Genomic DNA, 16,571 nt, shown 5'->3' with positions numbered 1-16,571 from the left:
GCGATCGTGGCGGGTGCGCGTAACCTAGGTTCCGTGCAATTGTGGCGAGAGTTCACCGATATCGACACCGAAACCGGTGTCGGCTCGCATGGCGCGAGTGTGGCCATTGGCGTGTTCGATGGCGTTCATAAGGGGCACCAGAAGCTTCTGGCGCACGCGGTCGACGATGCGAAACGTCTGGGCACCATGGCCGTGATGGTCACCTTCGACCCGCATCCCGTCGAGGTGATCATGCCAGGGAAGAGCCCGGCGACGCTCACCCCACTCGCGCGCCGCGCCGAACTGGCCGCCGAATACGGCATCGACGCCGTGTTCGCGATTCCCTTCGATAAGGAGATCGCCGGCTGGACGCCGGCGGAATTCTTCGACCGTCTGCTCGTCGAGCGGCTTCACGCGCGCAGCGTGGTCGTCGGCACGAACTTCACCTTCGGGCATAAGGCTGCGGGGACGGCGGAGACCTTGAAGTCTCTGTGCGAGGCACGCGGCATCGAGTGCCGTATCGAAGATCTCGTCAGTGACGGCGAGGGAACCGTGTCCTCGACCGCCGTCCGGCACGCACTTTCCGAGGGCGACGCGCAGCGTGCGGGGGAGATGCTCGGCAGGCCACACCGCGTCACCGGGGAAGTGATCCACGGAGAGGGCCGCGGCGGCAAGGAGCTCGGCTACCCGACCGCTAACCTCAGCGCCGACATGAGCGAATGTGTTCCGGTCGACGGCGTCTACGCAGGGTGGTTCACCGTGCTCGACGGCGGCGAACTCGACGGCTCCATGGAAGCCGGCACGCGCTACCCGGCGGCGATCTCCGTAGGCACGAACCCGACGTTCGCGGGAGTCGACCGCACTGTCGAGGCCTTCGTGCTCGACGAGACCAGTGACCTGTACGGGCGCCATGCGGCCGTCGACTTTGTCGGCCATGTCCGCGGCATGGAGAAATTCAACGGCGTCGACGAGCTCTTGGAGGCGATGGACCGGGACGTGCAGATCGTCCGGTCGATGCTCGCCGGCTGCGATGAGAAGACCGGCATCTCGCGCGAAGCCCAGGAGTGATCGGCACCTCCGACGTCATACGATTAACGCCCTTGATGCGGCGGCAGGTAGAGTGATCCCTCGGTCTTGCTGTGGTTCGCGGCGGCAGGGCTGAAAAATGTTCGCGAACTGGAACAACGGAGAAAATCATGGCTTTGACCACTGAAGAGAAGAAGACCATTCTCGCCGAGTACGGCATCCACGAGTCCGACACGGGTTCGCCGGAGGCACAGGTTGCGCTGCTCACCGCGCGCATCTCCTCGCTCACCGAGCACCTCAAGGACCACAAGCACGACCACCACTCCCGTCGTGGCTTGCTGCTCCTCGTCGGTCGTCGCCGCCGCCTGCTCAACTACGCGGCGAAGTCGGACATCCAGCGCTACCGTAAGCTCATCGAGCGCCTCGGCCTGCGCCGCTGATCCAGCGCAACACTTTCGCGATCGAATGTCGGTCGCACCAGAACGCCCCCGAATGTTTCGGGGGCGTTCTGCTTTGCCGTGGCCCCTACTCTTCTGGCGCGCGGGACCCGCGATAGTCGTGGAACGTCCGCCATGGGTGATAGCCTGGCACTTGTCCGCGCAGGATATGGGCGCAGAGCGACCAAGGGGCTCGGTCCTCGGTAGTGGCAGCCGAACATTCGCGTAGAACGCGCAGGACTTTCCCACACTTTCGGCTGCTTCGATCGAAGGCCGCCCACCTTACTCTGCACCCTGGCTGCTGCGTAGACGTGTGTTTGCACCATCTACAGTCAGGAAAGTTTTCATGTCTTCACACAAGGCAACGGAAGTCGAAGAAGGAGTCTTCGAGTCCGTAGCTGTCATCAACAACGGCGCGTTCGGCACCCGCGAGGTGCGGTTCGAGACGGGCCTTCTCGCCCGCCAGGCCGCCGGTTCCGTCGTTGCCTACCTCGACGAAGAGACCATGCTGCTGTCGGCGACCGCCGCTGGTAAGCACCCGCGCGAGGGATTCGATTTCTTCCCGCTCACGGTTGACGTCGAAGAGCGCATGTACGCCGCCGGCCGCATCCCCGGCTCCTTCTTCCGCCGCGAGGGTCGTCCCTCGACCGATGCCATTCTCACGGCCCGTCTCATCGACCGGCCGCTGCGTCCGAGCTTCGTCTCGGGTTTGCGCAACGAGATCCAGGTCGTCATCACGGTGATGAGTCAGAACCCGTCCGACATGTACGACGTGGTCGCGATCAACGCGGCCTCGGCGTCGACGCAGCTGTCCGGTCTGCCGTTCAGCGGCCCGATCGGCGGCGTGCGTGTCTCGCTTATTCCGACCGCTGAGAACCCGAAGGGCCAGTGGGTCGCGTTCCCGACGGTCGAACAGACCGAGGCCTCCGTCTTCGACATGATCGTCGCCGGCCGCGTGGTCTCCGGTTCCGGAGCCGACGCCGACGTCGCGATCATGATGGTCGAGGCCGGCGCCTCGAACACCGTGGTCGACAAAGTCAACTCCGGCCTGCAGGCTCCGACCGAAGAGGTCGTCGCCGAGGGCCTCGAGGCCGCCAAGCCCTTCATCGCAGAGTTGTGCGGGGCGCAGGCTGCCCTCGCGGACGTCGCGAAGAAGGAAGCCCGCGAGTTCCCGCTGTTCCCCGAGTACGCCGACGATGCGTTCGCAGCGGTGGAAAAGGCTGCGGGCAAGCGCATCGGCGAGGTCATGTCCATCGCCGATAAACAGGAGCGCGACAACGCGATCTCCTCGCTACAGGAAGAGGTCCTCGACTCGCTCGCCGGCGACTTCGAAGAGCGCGAGAAGGAGCTCGGCAACGCGTTCCGCTCGCTCACGAAGAAGACCGTGCGCAGCCGGATCCTCACCGACCACTTCCGTATCGACGGCCGTGGCACCACCGACATCCGCGCCCTGAGCGTCGGCGTGGACATCGTCCCTCGCGCCCACGGCTCGGCACTGTTCGAGCGCGGGGAGACCCAGATCATGGGAGTCACCACTCTCGACATGGTGAAGATGGCCCAGCAGATCGACTCGCTTGGACCGGTCACGTCCAAGCGGTACATGCACCACTACAACTTCCCGCCGTACTCCACCGGTGAGACCGGCCGCGTCGGCTCTCCCAAGCGCCGGGAGATCGGCCACGGCGCGCTTGCCGAGCGCGCCGTCGAGCCGGTGCTGCCCTCCGTCGAGGAATTCCCCTACGCGATTCGCCAGGTGTCCGAGGCGCTCGGATCCAACGGTTCGACGTCGATGGGCTCGGTATGTGCGTCGACGCTTTCGCTGCTCAACGCGGGTGTTCCGCTCAAGGCGCCTGTCGCCGGCATCGCCATGGGCCTCGTGTCCGATGAGGTCGACGGCGAGACCCGCTACGTCGCGCTCACCGACATCCTCGGAGCCGAGGACGCGTTCGGCGACATGGACTTCAAGGTTGCCGGCACCGCACAGTTCGTCACCGCGCTGCAGCTCGATACGAAGCTCGACGGCATTCCGTCCGGCGTTCTCGCCGCGGCCCTCAAGCAGGCCCGCGACGCCCGCCTGACGATCCTCGAGGTCATGTCCGATGCGATCGACGAGCCGGACGAGATGAGCCCGTACGCCCCGCGCGTGCAGTCCATCAAGATTCCGCTCGACAAGATCGGCGAGGTCATCGGGCCCAAGGGCAAGAACATCAACACCATCACCGAGGAGACCGGCGCGAACATCTCCATCGAGGACGATGGCACGGTGTTCATCGGCGCTACCGACGGAGAGTCGGCACAGGCCGCGATCGATCGAATCAACTCGATTGCGAACCCGCAGCTCCCGCAGGTAGGCGAGCGTTTCCTCGGCACGATGGTCAAGGCCGCCCCGTTCGGCGCGTTCATCTCCCTGCTCCCGGGCCGCGATGGCCTGCTGCACATCTCGAAGATCGGCGGAGACAAGCGCATCGCCAAGGTCGAGGACGTGCTCAATGTCGGCGACAAGATCGAGGTAGAGATCGCAGATATCGACAACCGCGGGAAGATCAGCCTGATCCCCGTGGAGAACGAGGCCGCCGAGGAGCAGTCTGAGTCGTAGGCACTAACCTCGGGCAGGTGAACACTGCCAAGAAGGCCACCGAAGGGCCCCGGATCTCCGAGCTGTCGTCGGGCGTACGCGTCGTCAGTGAGGAGGTACCGGGGCTTTCCGGTATCACCTGTGGCGTCTGGCTCGGAATGGGCTCGACCGACGAGAGGCCCGGGACCGGCGGCCACAGCAGCGAATTCGGGGGAATGCACTTCCTCGAGCACGTGCTGTTCAAGGGAACCACTCGTTTCGACGCCTTCGAGATCGCTTCACGCACGGACGCCGCCGGCGCGGAGATCAACGCGTTCACCGCCAAGGAGCACACCTGCTTCCACATGCAGGTTCCCACCGGAAGCGAGTGGGAGGCGCTCGAGGTGCTCGCCTCAGTGGTGGTAGAGGGGACATGTACCGACGAGGCCGTGAATGTCGAGCGCGGCGTCATCGCCGACGAGATCGCCGGACGCGACGACGATCCGGAAGACCTCGCCGGCGAAATCGGCTACTCGATGGCGCTGCCGAGCCACCCGCTCGGTCGCTCGATTCTCGGGGACTCAAGCGACCTCGACGCTCTCACCCCAGTGGCTCTGCGGCGCCTGCATGCGCGGTCCATGGACCCGGAGAACATCGTCATCGCCGCTGTCGGACCCGTCGCCCATGATGAACTGTGCGCGCACCTCGAGGACTCGCCATTCGCGGGGCTCACGTCCAGGCCTGCGGAAGCACGATACGCCGAGCGCGCCTTCGACTCGCCGCGCCTGCAGCCGGCGAGCGGAGAGCTCGCCGCACTTCGCATCGACGGGCAGCAGACCCACGTCGGGCTCACCGTACTCACCCCTGCGCGCGATGATCCCCGCCGTCCCGCGGTTCATGTCGCTGCGGCGGTGCTCGGCGCCGGCGTATCGTCCCGCATGTTCCAGGGAATTCGCGAAAAATATGGCGTCGGCTACAACGTTTTCGCCGGTGTCGATCAGTTCGGACCGGCCGGTGTCCTGCAGCTCGGGGCGAGCGCGCCGGCGAGCAGGGCACGGCACTTGATGACAGCGGTCGCCGAGGAGCTCGGCGCGTTCGACGTCATGCCTCCAGATGAGGAGGAACTCGGGCGAGCCACGGGCTACCTGCGAGGGGCGATCCTCCTCGGTTACGACGACCCGATGGTGCGTATGGGGAGGCTGGGCAGGCACCTCCTCGAGCGTGGGGAGATCATCACCGTCGAAGAATCCATCGAGCGGCTTCGCCGAGTGAGGGCCGCCGATGTCGCCGACGCCTGGGAACTTATCCTCGCCCAGGGGTGGCACACCGTCGTCGCCGGGCCGGGACGCGAGCGCGGGCTGCGCAAGCTCGCGTCGCCACTGGCACGGCACATAAATGACGTCGGACGCGCTCGGTAGAGTGGAGCGAAGAAGAATTCGGCACCAACAACGTAGGGGAGTGACGATGGGCGAAACACTCAAGGTCGGCGTGCTCGGCGCCAAGGGGCGCGTGGGGTCGACGATCTGCGACGGCGTGGAAGCGGCCGAGGACATGGAGCTCGTCGCCCGGATCGATGACGGCGATTCGCTCGAGAACCTGGTCTCCGCCGGTGCCGAGATCGTCGTCGACTTCACGCATCCGGATGTGGTTCTGGAAAACCTCGAGTTCTTGGTAGGCCATGATATCCACGCGGTGGTCGGGACTACCGGGTTCACCGAGGAGCGCCTCGAGAAGGTGCGCGGGTTCCTGTCCAAGCACCCGGGTACCGGCGTGCTCGTGGCTCCGAACTTCGCGATCGGCGCGATCTTGATGATGCGCTTCGCCCAGCAGGCCGCGAAGTACTACCCGTCTACCGAGATCATCGAACTCCACCACCCGCGCAAGGCGGACGCCCCGTCGGGTACTGCGAGGCTCACGGCCGAGCTTGTCGGGCAGGCCCGCAAGGACGCCGGCCTCGGCGAACAGCCGGACGCCACGTCGACGGAGCTCGACGGAGCCCGAGGCGCCGAGATCGAAGGTGTGCCGGTGCATTCGATCCGGCTTACAGGGCTCGTCGCGCACCAGGAGGTGCTGTTCGGCACCGAGGGCGAGACGCTCACGATTCGCCACGATTCGATGGACCGCACCTCGTTCGTGCCCGGCGTGCTTCTCGGGGTCCGCAGCATCAAGGCCCACCCGGGCCTCACGGTGGGCCTCGATAATTTCATGGAATTCTAGAAGGACACCGTCGCTGTGTTGAAGTACGTCAAGCCCGCCCTAATGACGTTGGTGATCCTCGGCCTGCTGCTCGCGTTCGGCCTGCTCATCGCGCAGGGAATCGCCGGTCTTCGCAGCCCGGAGGTCACCGAGAAGGGCTTTGGCATCGGGCTCATTGTCCTTGCTCTCGTCGGCGCGTGGAGCATCTGGGTGCTTGTGCGCAATGGCTTCGAGCTGCAGAACATTTCCGCTCGGGCCCGCGCGGAGGGGTTCGAGCTTGACACCTCCGGGCTGGAGCGCCGCCCGTCTGGCCGGATCATGCCCGAATCGGCCGACAAGCTGTTCGCCGACGTATCGAAGGAATACGAGGCGAACCCCGAGGATTGGCGGGTGCAGTACCGGCTGGCGCGCGCCTACGACCACGCAGGGGACCGCGCCCGCGGGCGCGAATTCATGAAGAAGGCGGTCGCGGGTGAGGCCGCGGAGAGGAAGGCATCGCGTGGCTAGCTATACGCTTCTGCTCGTCCATCACACCCCTTCGCCGGGGGTTGAGTCCTTGCGGGAGGCCATGGTCGAGGCGCTCGGACAGGAAGGGCTCGAGGACATCTCGGTCAACTGTGTTCCCGCGCTCGGCGCCACGGCATCCCACGTGCTCGAGGCCGACGCGATCTGCCTGCTCACCCCTGCGAACATCGGGTACATGGCCGGAGCCCTCAAGCACTTTTTCGACCAGATCTATTACCCGTGCCTCGACGCGACGAAGTCCGTGCCCTACGGGGTCGTCGTCCACGGCAATGACGACACCACCGGCGCGGTGAAATCGATCGAGAAGATCGCCGGGGCGCTGCAATGGAAGCAGTCGCAGCCCGCGGTCGAGATCATCGGCGACGTCGGGGCGTCCGAGAGGGAACAAGCCGGCGATGCCGCGGCGGGCGTCGCCGCATCGCTGCTGATCTAGCTTCTTTTTCTCAGAATTCCCGTGGGCGCCGCATGGCGCCGGCCCCGCACAACAACCATCGACGAGGAGACACACCAAGGATGAGCGAGCTACTGCGGCGGCAGGTAAAGGTGGTGGCCCATACGGAATTCTTTCCACCGGAAGATCTCGAGTGGGACGCCGATGCCACGGGCGGCGAAGCGCTCGCCGAATTCGCAGGCCGTGCCTGCTACCAGTCCTGGGACAAACCAAATCCGCGTACGGCGACGAATTCGGCATACCTGCGTCATATCCTCGAAGTCGGTCATACCAGCGTTTTCGAGCACGCTAGCGTGTCGTTCTACATCACCGGAATCTCGCGGTCCTGCACGCACGAACTGATCCGGCACCGCCATTTCTCCTACTCGCAGCTCTCCCAGCGCTTCGTTCCAGAGCACGATTCCAAGGTGGTCCCGCCGCCGGCCATCGAGGATGATCCCGAGCTGCTCGCCATTTTCGAGAAGGTCGCGGATTCGTCCCGGGAGGCTTATGCCGAATTGTTGACGGCGCTCGAGGCGAAATTCGCCGACGTCCCCAACCCGATGCTGCGTCGCAAGCAGGCGCGGCAGGCCGCGCGCTCGGTCCTACCAAACGCTACCGAGACCCGCATCGTGGTGTCGGGCAACTATCGCTCGTGGCGACACTTCATCGGAATGCGGGCCACCGAACATGCGGACACCGAGATCCGGGGTCTCGCGATCGACTGTCTACGCCAGCTCCAGGCCCTCGCGCCGAACGTGTTCGCGGACTTCGAGATCTCGCAAATGGACGATGGCTCCGAGATCGCCATCAGCCCGTACGTGGTCGAGGGGTGAGAGGTGCCGCCAACAGCCACGTCGATAGCGGTCGATCGTCCGTTGCAGAGTAGTATTGGCAACCATGGCTGAAAGCGTAAAGACCGAAATGCGTCGCGGCAGTGGAACACAATCCACCCGCGGCGCCGCTTTCGGCACGGTACTCACAGCCATGGTCACGCCCTTCGCTCGCGATGGCAGGGTCAGCTTGTCCGGAGCGAAGCAGGTTGCCGAACATCTCGTCGCCTCGGGGTGCGATGGCATTGTCGTCTCGGGCACCACAGGGGAATCTCCCACCACGACCGACGATGAGAAGATCGCCGTCCTCGACGCCGTACTCGAGGCAGTCGGGGACCGCGCTTATGTCATCGCGGGCGCGGGAACGTACGACACGGCTCATTCGGTGCATCTGGCGAAGCGAAGCGCGTACTCAGGTGCGCACGGTCTGCTCGTCGTCACTCCGTATTATTCGAAGCCATCGCAGGCGGGGATCGCCGCGCACTTCACCGCGATTGCCGACGCGACCGACCGTCCCCTGATGCTCTACGATATTCCGCCGCGCTCGGTTATCCCGATCAGCGCGGAGACGTTGATTCAACTCGACGCACATCCGAACATCGTGGCGGTCAAGGACGCCAAGGGCGATTTTCACGATGCGATGCGGGTGATGAACTCGACGACGCTGCAGTACTACTCGGGCGACGACGTGCTCAATCTGCAATGGCTCGCCGCCGGTGCCGTGGGGCTGGTGTCCGTTGTCGGACACGTCGCCGCCGGCAGGCTGCGCGAGCTCTACAACGCCGTGCGGGCGAACGATCTCGCCCAGGCGCAACACATCAATAATTCGCTGCTTCCTCTTTTCGACGCCCAAGCCCATCTCGGCGGCGTCTCGATGTCGAAGGCAGCCCTCGAACTTCTCGGAATCCCGGCAGGTGTGCCGCGGCTTCCACAATTGCCACCAACCGAGCAGCAGCGTGAGTACCTTACGCAATGGCTGCAGAGAGCAGGAGTAACTACATGACGGAATCCCAGAATCGCAACCGGGGACGCAGCCGCGTGAAGCGCAATGCAGGACCCCCGAGCGAGAATCGGGAGCCGCAGAACACCAACGCCGCCGGCGCGCAGAACAATGCGCCCAAGAATGCTCCGACCTTCACCGAACCCCAGGCGCCCGCCGCATCCACCAAGGATTCGGGCAACCAGGGGTCGAACAAGTCGGACAAGAGCGGCGGCGACAAGGGTAATCGCGGCAACAACAACTCGAACAATTCCGGCAACGGCAACAACGGCAACAACGGCAACAACGGTGGTTCGGGCCGCAATGGCGGTAACCGAAACTCCGGTCGCGGAGGCAAGAACAACTCCGGCCGGGGCGGCAACCGCAACTCCGGTGGCCGTGGCCGCGGCGGCAACAACGACACCGCCACCGCTCAGCACGGCGGTATGAAGTCGATGCAGGGCGGCGACATGACCGCGACTCTGCCGCGTCCGTCGAAGCCGAAGAAGGGCGCGCTGCGCATCGTCGCGCTCGGCGGCATTTCGGAGATCGGCCGCAATATGACGGTCTTCGAGTACAACCGCAAGCTCCTCATCGTCGACTGCGGCGTGCTATTCCCGAGCTCCGACGAGCCCGGCGTCGACCTGATCCTTCCGGATTTCTCGATGCTCGAGGACCGTCTCGACGACATCGAGGCGCTCGTGCTCACCCACGGCCACGAGGACCACATCGGCGCGATCCCGTTCCTCCTCAAGCTTCGCCCGGACATCCCGGTAATCGGCTCGCGCTTCACGCTCGCGCTCGTCGAGGCCAAGTGTCGCGAGCACAGGATCCGACCCAACGTCGAGGTCGTCAACGAATCCTCCAAGACGAATCGCGGCGCATTCAACGTCGAGTACTTCGCCGTCAACCACTCGATTCCCGACGCGCTCGGCATCGTGATCCAGGTCGGCGGCAACCGGATCATCCACACCGGCGACATCAAGCTCGACCAGCTTCCGATGGACAAGCGTCCCACCGACCTCCCCGCGATGGCGCGGTATGGCGACAAGGGCGTCGATCTGCTGCTCATGGACTCCACCAACGCGACAACCCCCGGTGTGTCCGAGTCGGAGTCCGGCATCACCAAGTCGATGGAGCGTGTCATCCGCGGAGCGCGCAAGCAGGTCGTAGTGGCCTGCTTCGCCTCTAACGTCTACCGCGTCCAGCAGATCATCGACGCCGCTGCGCAGGCCGGCCGCAAGGTCGCCCTCAACGGGCGTTCGATGGTCCGCAACATGGAGATCGCGATGGATCTGGGCTTCCTCAACGCCCCGGACAACGTCATCGTCGATATGGACCACGCTGCGAAGCTGCCGCCGGAGAAGCTCGTCGTCGTCACCACGGGCACCCAGGGCGAGGCTATGGCCGGCTTGTCCCGCATGGCCCGCCGCGAGCACCGCCAGGTCAACCTCAACAGCGGTGACACGGTCGTGTTCTCCTCCTCGCTCGTCCCGGGCAACGAGGAAGCGGTCTTCGGCGTGATGAACCGCTTGTCGCAGATGGGTGTCGAGGTCATCACCAGCCGCGAGGCGAACGTCCACGTCTCCGGGCACGGTTACGCCGGAGAGCTGCTGTTCATCTACAACGCAGTGCGTCCGCGCAACGTCATGCCCGTCCACGGCGAATGGCGCCACCTGCGCGCGAACAAGGACCTCGCGATCAAGACCGGTGTGCCCGAGGCCAACACGGTGCTCGCGCAGAATGGTGTCGTCGTGGAGCTGCTCGACCGCAAGGTCTCGGTCGTTGGCCAGATCCCCGTTGGAAACCTCTACGTCGACGGTTTGACGACGGGTGACATCGGCGACACCGTGCTCGCCGACCGCACCGTCCTCGGCGAGGGCGGCTTCATCGCCGCCACCGTGGTCGTCGATCCCCGCAACGGCCGCCCCGTTTCGCGCCCGCAACTCGTGGGCAAGGGCTTCACGGACGACCCGGGCGCGCTGTCCCCGGCGGTCGAGCTCGTCGAGAACGCGCTGCTAGACCTGGCAGGCGAAGGCGAAAACGATCCTTACCGGATGGCGCAGGTCGTTCGCCGCGTCATCGGCAAGTGGGTCTCGGACAAGTGGCGCCGTAAGCCGATGATCGTCCCCACGGTGATCACCTCGGCGGTACCCGCGGAATAGTCGCGACGGCGCGCCGGTTGCGCGGCACGAACCTTCCGATGACGGCGGAGGAGGCGCTCTCTTTGACGGGAGCTACTCCCTCCGCCGTCATACTTTTCGGGTCTTTCCCGTCGCGCGCTCGCTGGTCGTGGGCGATACTGGGCACATGGCAGCAGCACGCGAACCCGGCCCCCATTCGTCCCTTCACAAGAAAATGCAATTCAAGGCCGGAACCCAGCTGTGGGTGTGGCCCGCGACGGCCGCGGCACCGGAGCTCGCCGCAACCGAGGACCTGGACCGAGTCGAGCTCGACGCGGCGAATGCGGCGGTGCTCTTCGTCGAAGGCGCCGCAGACGTCGAGAAGATCATGGCCGACTACCGGGAGCGGCTGGCGCAGGTCCCGGTCGTGTGGCTCGTGTACGCCAAGGGAAACAAGGCCCCGGTGAACAGGGATACGCTCTGGACCCAGCTGCTCGAATACTCTTGGCGCGCCGTGTCCAACGTGTCCTATTCGGACACGCTCTCGGCCATCCGTATCCGGCCGCTCAAGCCGGGCGAAGAGGTGCGTCAGGCATAAATTCAGCGATACGGCCGTGCCTACTGTTACTGATGTGACTAGAGAGTTTAGAATGGTCGCATGGCACTTGGAACCCACACGTCCCCGACACGTACGCCGAGACGCGCTAGATCCGGGTCCACGCAGACCTATAGGAACTCGGGACGCTCGGCGAAGAGCGGCCGGGGTTCGGTCGTGAGCGCCCCGCGCGGCTCGCGCGCTGCTCAGCCAGAGCGTACCGGCGGCGCTTTCGGGGCCGTAGGTCGCGGACTGACGGCGATGTGGCTCGGAACCGCCCGGGGAGTGGGTTCGGGTATGCGCGCGGTGGGCACCCGCGCGCGGACGTCGATCGAGGAGACCCCGCGGGCCGACCTCACGACGCATCGGCGCGACGGCGTGGCCCTCGTGCTATTCGCCGTCGCCATTATCGTCGCGGGTGCCGTGTGGTTCTCCGCCGCGCGCCCGGTCGGGGAGTGGGTGGAGATCGCCGCCCGCACCATCATCGGCTCCGGGGCTCTTCTTCTTCCCGTGGCGCTCGCCGTGTGGGGCGCCCTCCTCATGGTTCGTGAACCGCATCCGCAGACGCACGCCCGTTGGCTCGTCGGCGTGGTGGTGATCACCATCGGAGTCCTCGGCGTGTGGCACATCGCTGCCGGTTCTCCTTCGGACGCGGACGCGGTGCAGCACGCCGGCGGTGTGCTCGGCCGGGTCGTGGGTGGCGGACTCGCCGCAGGCCTCACAGGATTCGTCGCGGGCCTCGTTCTGGTGCTCCTCGTGGCGTTCGGCGTGCTGATCCTCGTCGGTCGGCCCGCGCGTGAGATCCCGGGGCTGGTCCGTTCCTACTTCGGCGGTGGCAACGTAGACCAGGACGATGTCGATGTCGATATGCCCGGCGACGACCAGGGCATGGACGCGCCCGCGGCACTCTCCCCGAGCCTGCGCGGCCGGTACCCGGCGAACGCGCCCGGTGGAGCGGCCGGCCTCGCGGACGAGTCCCAGACCACGATCTTCGACGACGGTGTCGACGAGGATTTCGCCGTCGAACCGGTCCAGGGCCATGCCCCGGTCTCTCGCCGTCGCGGCGCCGGCGCGCTAGGCGGTATCAAGCAGTTCTTCGGTTTGGGGATGACGTCGGATAACGACGCCACCGAGGACGACTCGCTCGACGAGTTCTTCGACGAGGCTCCGGGCGAGTTCGTGCCCGCCTCTGCGGGCCGCGATAACCGGACGCGCACCCTGCCCGCGGCGGGCGACGATCCGCGACTTCGCAGCGACCCATGGACCGACTCGCGTGCACAGGCAGCGGAGGCGCGCCAAGGCCGTCAGCGTTCTTCGACGAACCTCGGGTCTACGGCTGCGGCAGCTGGTGCGGCCGGAGCGGCAGGCGCTAAGGCCGCGGCCGCGGGGACCGCTGCGGCCGCTGGGACCGCTGCGGTTGCCGATGCAGCCGGTGCATCTGCAGCGCGGTCCGCTAGCGAGGCCGCGGGTGGGGCTGCGCCCGCCCGCCGTCAGGCTCTGGCTCCGCAGGAGTCCGCACCGGAACGCAAGCCGGCACGGGCCGAACAGGTTGCGGCGTCGTCGACCCCCGCGAAGCCCGCGCCGCGCCCGGCTCCGCGCCCCGCGACCATGAACTCGGGCGACACCTACGAACTGCCCTCGTTGGATCTGCTCGAGCTCGGGGATCCGCCGAAGCAGCGCAGCGCCGCCAACGATCGGATGATCGAGGCGATCGGCTCCGTATTCCGCGAGTTCAACGTGGACGCCGTGGTCACCGGGTTCACCCGTGGGCCGACGGTCACGCGCTACGAGGTCGAGCTCGGCCCGGGCGTCAAGGTCGAGAAGATCACGAACCTGGCTCGAACCATTTCGTATGCCGCGGCGACCGATAACGTCCGCCTCCTCACCCCGATTCCGGGCAAGTCGGCGGTGGGCATCGAGGTGCCGAACTCGGACCGCGAGATGGTGCGCCTGGCAGATGTGCTCCTCGCGCCCGAGACCCAGAAGTCCACCAACTCGATGCTCATTGGTCTGGGTAAGGACATCGAGGGCGAGTTCGTCTCCGCCGAGCTCAATAAGATGCCGCATCTTCTCGTTGCCGGTTCCACCGGCTCGGGTAAATCCAGCTTCGTCAATTCAATGCTGGTGTCGCTGCTTGCGCGCGCGACGCCGGAAGAGGTGCGCCTCATCCTTATCGACCCGAAGATGGTCGAGCTGACCCCCTACGAGGGCATCCCGCACCTGATCACGCCGATCATCACTTCTCCGAAGAAGGCCGCTACTGCGCTGACCTGGCTCGTGGAAGAGATGGAGCAGCGCTACCAGGACATGAAGGCCGCACGAGTCCGCCACATCAACGACTTCAACAAGAAGGTTCGTTCCGGGGAGATCTCGGCGCCGGCGGGTTCGCAGCGCGTGTACGAGCCGTACCCGTTCATCGTTGCGGTGGTCGACGAGCTCGCCGACCTCATGATGACCGCGCCAAAGGAGATCGAGGACGCGATCGTCCGCATCACGCAAAAGGCGCGTGCCGCGGGCATCCATCTCGTGCTCGCCACGCAGCGTCCTTCCGTCGACGTCGTCACCGGCCTGATCAAGACGAACGTGCCGTCCCGCCTGGCGTTCGCGACCTCCTCGCTCACCGACTCGCGAGTCATCCTCGACCAGCCAGGCGCGGAGAAGCTCATCGGCATGGGCGACGCGCTATTCATCCCGATGGGTGCGCCGCGGCCGCTGCGTATGCAGGGTGCGTTCGTCTCCGACGAGGAAATCCAGGCCGTCGTCGACGCGGCGAAGGACCAGGCCGAGCCCGACTACAACGAGGCGATCACCGAGGAGAAGGGTGGAGACAAGAAGGAGATCGACGGCGATATCGGCGACGATCTCGACGATCTGCTCGCCGCCGTCGAGCTCGTGGTGTCCTCGCAGTTCGGTTCGACCTCGATGCTGCAGCGCAAACTGCGCGTCGGCTTCGCAAAGGCGGGACGGCTCATGGACCTCATGGAGTCTCGCGACATCGTGGGCCCGTCCGAGGGATCGAAGGCGCGGCAGGTGCTGGTCAAGCCCGAGGACCTCGCCGGGGTGCTCGGCGCGATCCGCGGCGACGACCCGTTACCGGCCGACGACGAGGACGACTACGACGACGGCGGTGTCCCCGAAGAGATCTAGTTTCCGCTGTGTCGCCGGGTATGTCGGGGCCAAGGAAAGCCGCGAATACCCGGCGGGAGCGGAACTTACCTTAGGGTAGTAGTTGTGAAATCAGCGTCCTCGACTCCTGACGTGCCCGTGGTGAACCTCGCCAACGTGCTCACGGTCATCCGCATCCTGCTCATCCCGTTGTTCGTGTGGGTGCTGTTCCGCCACGGCGGCGAGGACACCGCGTGGCGCATCGGGGCATGGGCCGTGTTCGCCGTCGCTATGGGCACCGACTGGTTCGACGGGTGGTATGCGCGCTCCAGGGGCCTGGTCACCGACTTCGGTAAGCTTGCCGATCCCATCGCGGACAAGGCGATGATGGCCGCGGCGATGATCGGGCTCTCCCTCCTCGATGAGCTGTTCTGGTGGATCACCATCGTCATCCTGGTCCGCGAGATCGGCATCACCATCTGGCGCCTCGTCGGCGTGGACTATGTCGTCGCCGCCAGCCCTGGCGGCAAGCTCAAGACCGCGGCGCAAACGCTCGGCGTAGGCCTGCTCATCCTGCCGATGCCGTACTGGGTGTGGCCCTTCGAATGGCTCGTCATGGCAGTCGCTGTGGTCCTCACCGTCTACACGGGAATCGACTACCTCCTCAAGGCCCGTCAGGCCGCGAAGCAGCAGGGAAGCCCGGCGTAGGCTGGCATCAAGCTCGCACCACCCAGGTATGACGTCGGAGGCACGCAATGGCCCAGGACTACTCGGTTCTCCCAATTTCCCATGATCCGACGACGAGCGTGCTTTACGATACCGCCTCCGGTCTCGTCGCCGGCGCCACGGACGCGGGGCTCACGATAGCGACCGCCGAGTCCCTGACGGCCGGGCAACTCGCGGCCACGATCGCCGATGTCCCGGGCGCGAGCGCGGTGCTCCGGGGCGGTCTCATCGTCTACGCCACCGACCTCAAGGGTTCTCTTGCCGGCGTTCCGGAGACGGTCCTTGCCAAGTTCGGGCCGGTATCTCCGGAGACGGCTGCGGCACTGGCCAGGGGAGCATCCGATCGGTGCGGTGCGGATATCGGAATAGGGCTCACCGGCGTGGCGGGACCCGACCCGCAAGATGGCGTCGATCCGGGAACGGTATTCCTCGGCTTGTCTCGCGCTATGTCGGTCACCGTGCATAAGCTGGAGGTCAACGGAGACAGGGCACGAATTCGCGCCGCTGCCACGCTCGCCGGGCTCGATCTGGCGCGGTTGGCGCTATAGCGGTCCGTTCCGCGGTTTCGGCGAAGATATTTCCCGGGAACATTTCGCGGTCGGGGCGCGTTGGAGTAGGTGATGCAGGAAATGACCATAAGCGTCGACACGGTCGGCCATTCGTTCTCACGGGCTGCTGATGTGCGCCCGCGACTCTTCCGTGAGGCCCTCGGATCGGTTTTGCGTGCCGTACGCACGGAGTCCCGCCGGACTCTCCGGGACGTCGCGGACGATGCTCGCGTCAGCCCGGGATATCTTTCCGAGCTCGAACGCGGACGCAAGGAAGCCTCCAGCGAGTTGCTCGCCGCAATCTCGGGAGCCCTCGATATCTCGCTGGGCGAGCTTCTCATCAGGATCGTCGCCGAGCTAGCTCCCGATCACCTCGGGCAGGAAGCGGCGCTCGCCGGTCAACCGGGCTGAGCGGCACTCGTTTCAGAGGAAGTTTTTAGGCGGCACACCTTACTGTCCGCACACTCGTTTTCGGTAACGTAGAGTGCGACGTGATGCAGGCGGGATCGAGGCGG

Annotated in this window: 15 protein-coding genes; all 15 read left to right on the top strand. The window is 65.6% G+C overall.

Translation table 11 applies throughout. From position 1 onward, the window contains the following. The first annotated feature begins 33 nt into the window (after positions 1-33). The 15 genes from BJL86_RS09035 (at position 34) to BJL86_RS08960 (ending at position 16,467) form a co-directional block, all read left to right on the top strand. On the top strand, positions 34-1,047 hold the full coding sequence (locus BJL86_RS09035) for a bifunctional riboflavin kinase/FAD synthetase (protein WP_414836065.1): 1,014 nt from the start codon (positions 34-36) through the stop codon (positions 1,045-1,047). 128 nt (positions 1,048-1,175) lie between these two features. Beyond that, entirely contained in the window at positions 1,176-1,445 is a 270-nt protein-coding gene (gene rpsO, locus BJL86_RS09030) for a 30S ribosomal protein S15 (RefSeq protein ID WP_067474222.1), read from the top strand. A 343-nt stretch (positions 1,446-1,788) separates the two neighbouring features. Beyond that, positions 1,789-4,038, top strand: coding sequence for a polyribonucleotide nucleotidyltransferase (locus tag BJL86_RS09025; RefSeq protein WP_067474225.1), 2,250 nt, complete (start codon positions 1,789-1,791; stop codon positions 4,036-4,038). 17 nt (positions 4,039-4,055) lie between these two features. Beyond that, on the top strand, positions 4,056-5,414 hold the full coding sequence (locus BJL86_RS09020; protein WP_067474229.1) for a M16 family metallopeptidase: 1,359 nt from the start codon (positions 4,056-4,058) through the stop codon (positions 5,412-5,414). A 46-nt stretch (positions 5,415-5,460) separates the two neighbouring features. Continuing rightward, complete coding sequence (gene dapB / locus BJL86_RS09015) at positions 5,461-6,213, top strand: 4-hydroxy-tetrahydrodipicolinate reductase (RefSeq protein ID WP_067474232.1); 753 nt, start codon at positions 5,461-5,463, stop codon at positions 6,211-6,213. 42 nt (positions 6,214-6,255) lie between these two features. Continuing rightward, positions 6,256-6,699 carry a hypothetical protein gene (locus BJL86_RS09010; RefSeq protein ID WP_067474255.1) on the top strand — a complete coding sequence of 148 codons (444 nt, stop codon included), beginning with the start codon at positions 6,256-6,258 and terminating at the stop codon, positions 6,697-6,699. Continuing rightward, positions 6,692-7,150, top strand: coding sequence for a flavodoxin family protein (locus BJL86_RS09005; RefSeq protein ID WP_067474234.1), 459 nt, complete (start codon positions 6,692-6,694; stop codon positions 7,148-7,150). The genes BJL86_RS09010 and BJL86_RS09005 overlap by 8 nt, the downstream gene beginning before the upstream one ends. A gap of 80 nt (positions 7,151-7,230) precedes the next feature. Then, positions 7,231-7,983: an FAD-dependent thymidylate synthase gene (gene thyX, locus BJL86_RS09000; protein WP_067474236.1), complete on the top strand. Its 753-nt coding sequence runs from the start codon at positions 7,231-7,233 to the stop codon at positions 7,981-7,983. A gap of 64 nt (positions 7,984-8,047) precedes the next feature. After that, positions 8,048-8,983, top strand: a complete 936-nt coding sequence (gene dapA, locus BJL86_RS08995) for a 4-hydroxy-tetrahydrodipicolinate synthase (RefSeq protein ID WP_414836066.1) — start codon at positions 8,048-8,050, stop codon at positions 8,981-8,983. Beyond that, positions 8,980-11,124, top strand: coding sequence for a ribonuclease J (locus BJL86_RS08990; RefSeq protein WP_067474240.1), 2,145 nt, complete (start codon positions 8,980-8,982; stop codon positions 11,122-11,124). Before dapA ends, BJL86_RS08990 begins: the two co-directional genes overlap by 4 nt. A gap of 145 nt (positions 11,125-11,269) precedes the next feature. Then, complete coding sequence (locus BJL86_RS08985) at positions 11,270-11,680, top strand: hypothetical protein (RefSeq protein ID WP_156515300.1); 411 nt, start codon at positions 11,270-11,272, stop codon at positions 11,678-11,680. A 174-nt stretch (positions 11,681-11,854) separates the two neighbouring features. After that, entirely contained in the window at positions 11,855-14,824 is a 2,970-nt protein-coding gene (locus BJL86_RS16760; protein ID WP_198034321.1) for a DNA translocase FtsK, read from the top strand. Positions 14,825-14,908: 84 nt separating this feature from the next. Beyond that, the gene (gene pgsA, locus BJL86_RS08970; protein ID WP_067470919.1) at positions 14,909-15,490 is read left to right on the top strand and encodes a CDP-diacylglycerol--glycerol-3-phosphate 3-phosphatidyltransferase; all 582 of its coding nucleotides are present in this window, start codon (positions 14,909-14,911) and stop codon (positions 15,488-15,490) included. A 47-nt stretch (positions 15,491-15,537) separates the two neighbouring features. Then, a complete protein-coding gene (locus BJL86_RS08965; protein ID WP_082908266.1) occupies positions 15,538-16,056 on the top strand; it encodes a CinA family protein in 519 nt (172 codons plus the stop codon). 81 nt (positions 16,057-16,137) lie between these two features. Next, positions 16,138-16,467, top strand: coding sequence for a helix-turn-helix domain-containing protein (locus BJL86_RS08960; protein ID WP_067471297.1), 330 nt, complete (start codon positions 16,138-16,140; stop codon positions 16,465-16,467). Positions 16,468-16,571: the final 104 nt, after the last annotated feature.

Source organism: Dietzia timorensis (genome assembly GCF_001659785.1).
GTDB lineage: Bacteria > Actinomycetota > Actinomycetes > Mycobacteriales > Mycobacteriaceae > Dietzia > Dietzia timorensis.
Note: the sequence above shows the minus strand (reverse complement) of the source record. Positions and strands in the feature narration are given on the sequence as shown.

Coding starts and splice junctions, on each gene's coding strand:
- thyX (WP_067474236.1), top strand. CDS start 7,231: ATGAGCGAGCTACTGCGGCGGCAGGTAAAGGTGGTGGCCCATACGGAA.
- BJL86_RS09010 (WP_067474255.1), top strand. CDS start 6,256: ATGACGTTGGTGATCCTCGGCCTGCTGCTCGCGTTCGGCCTGCTCATC.
- BJL86_RS08985 (WP_156515300.1), top strand. CDS start 11,270: ATGGCAGCAGCACGCGAACCCGGCCCCCATTCGTCCCTTCACAAGAAA.
- BJL86_RS08960 (WP_067471297.1), top strand. CDS start 16,138: ATGACCATAAGCGTCGACACGGTCGGCCATTCGTTCTCACGGGCTGCT.
- dapA (WP_414836066.1), top strand. CDS start 8,048: ATGGCTGAAAGCGTAAAGACCGAAATGCGTCGCGGCAGTGGAACACAA.
- dapB (WP_067474232.1), top strand. CDS start 5,461: ATGGGCGAAACACTCAAGGTCGGCGTGCTCGGCGCCAAGGGGCGCGTG.
- BJL86_RS08965 (WP_082908266.1), top strand. CDS start 15,538: ATGGCCCAGGACTACTCGGTTCTCCCAATTTCCCATGATCCGACGACG.
- rpsO (WP_067474222.1), top strand. CDS start 1,176: ATGGCTTTGACCACTGAAGAGAAGAAGACCATTCTCGCCGAGTACGGC.
- BJL86_RS09025 (WP_067474225.1), top strand. CDS start 1,789: ATGTCTTCACACAAGGCAACGGAAGTCGAAGAAGGAGTCTTCGAGTCC.
- BJL86_RS08990 (WP_067474240.1), top strand. CDS start 8,980: ATGACGGAATCCCAGAATCGCAACCGGGGACGCAGCCGCGTGAAGCGC.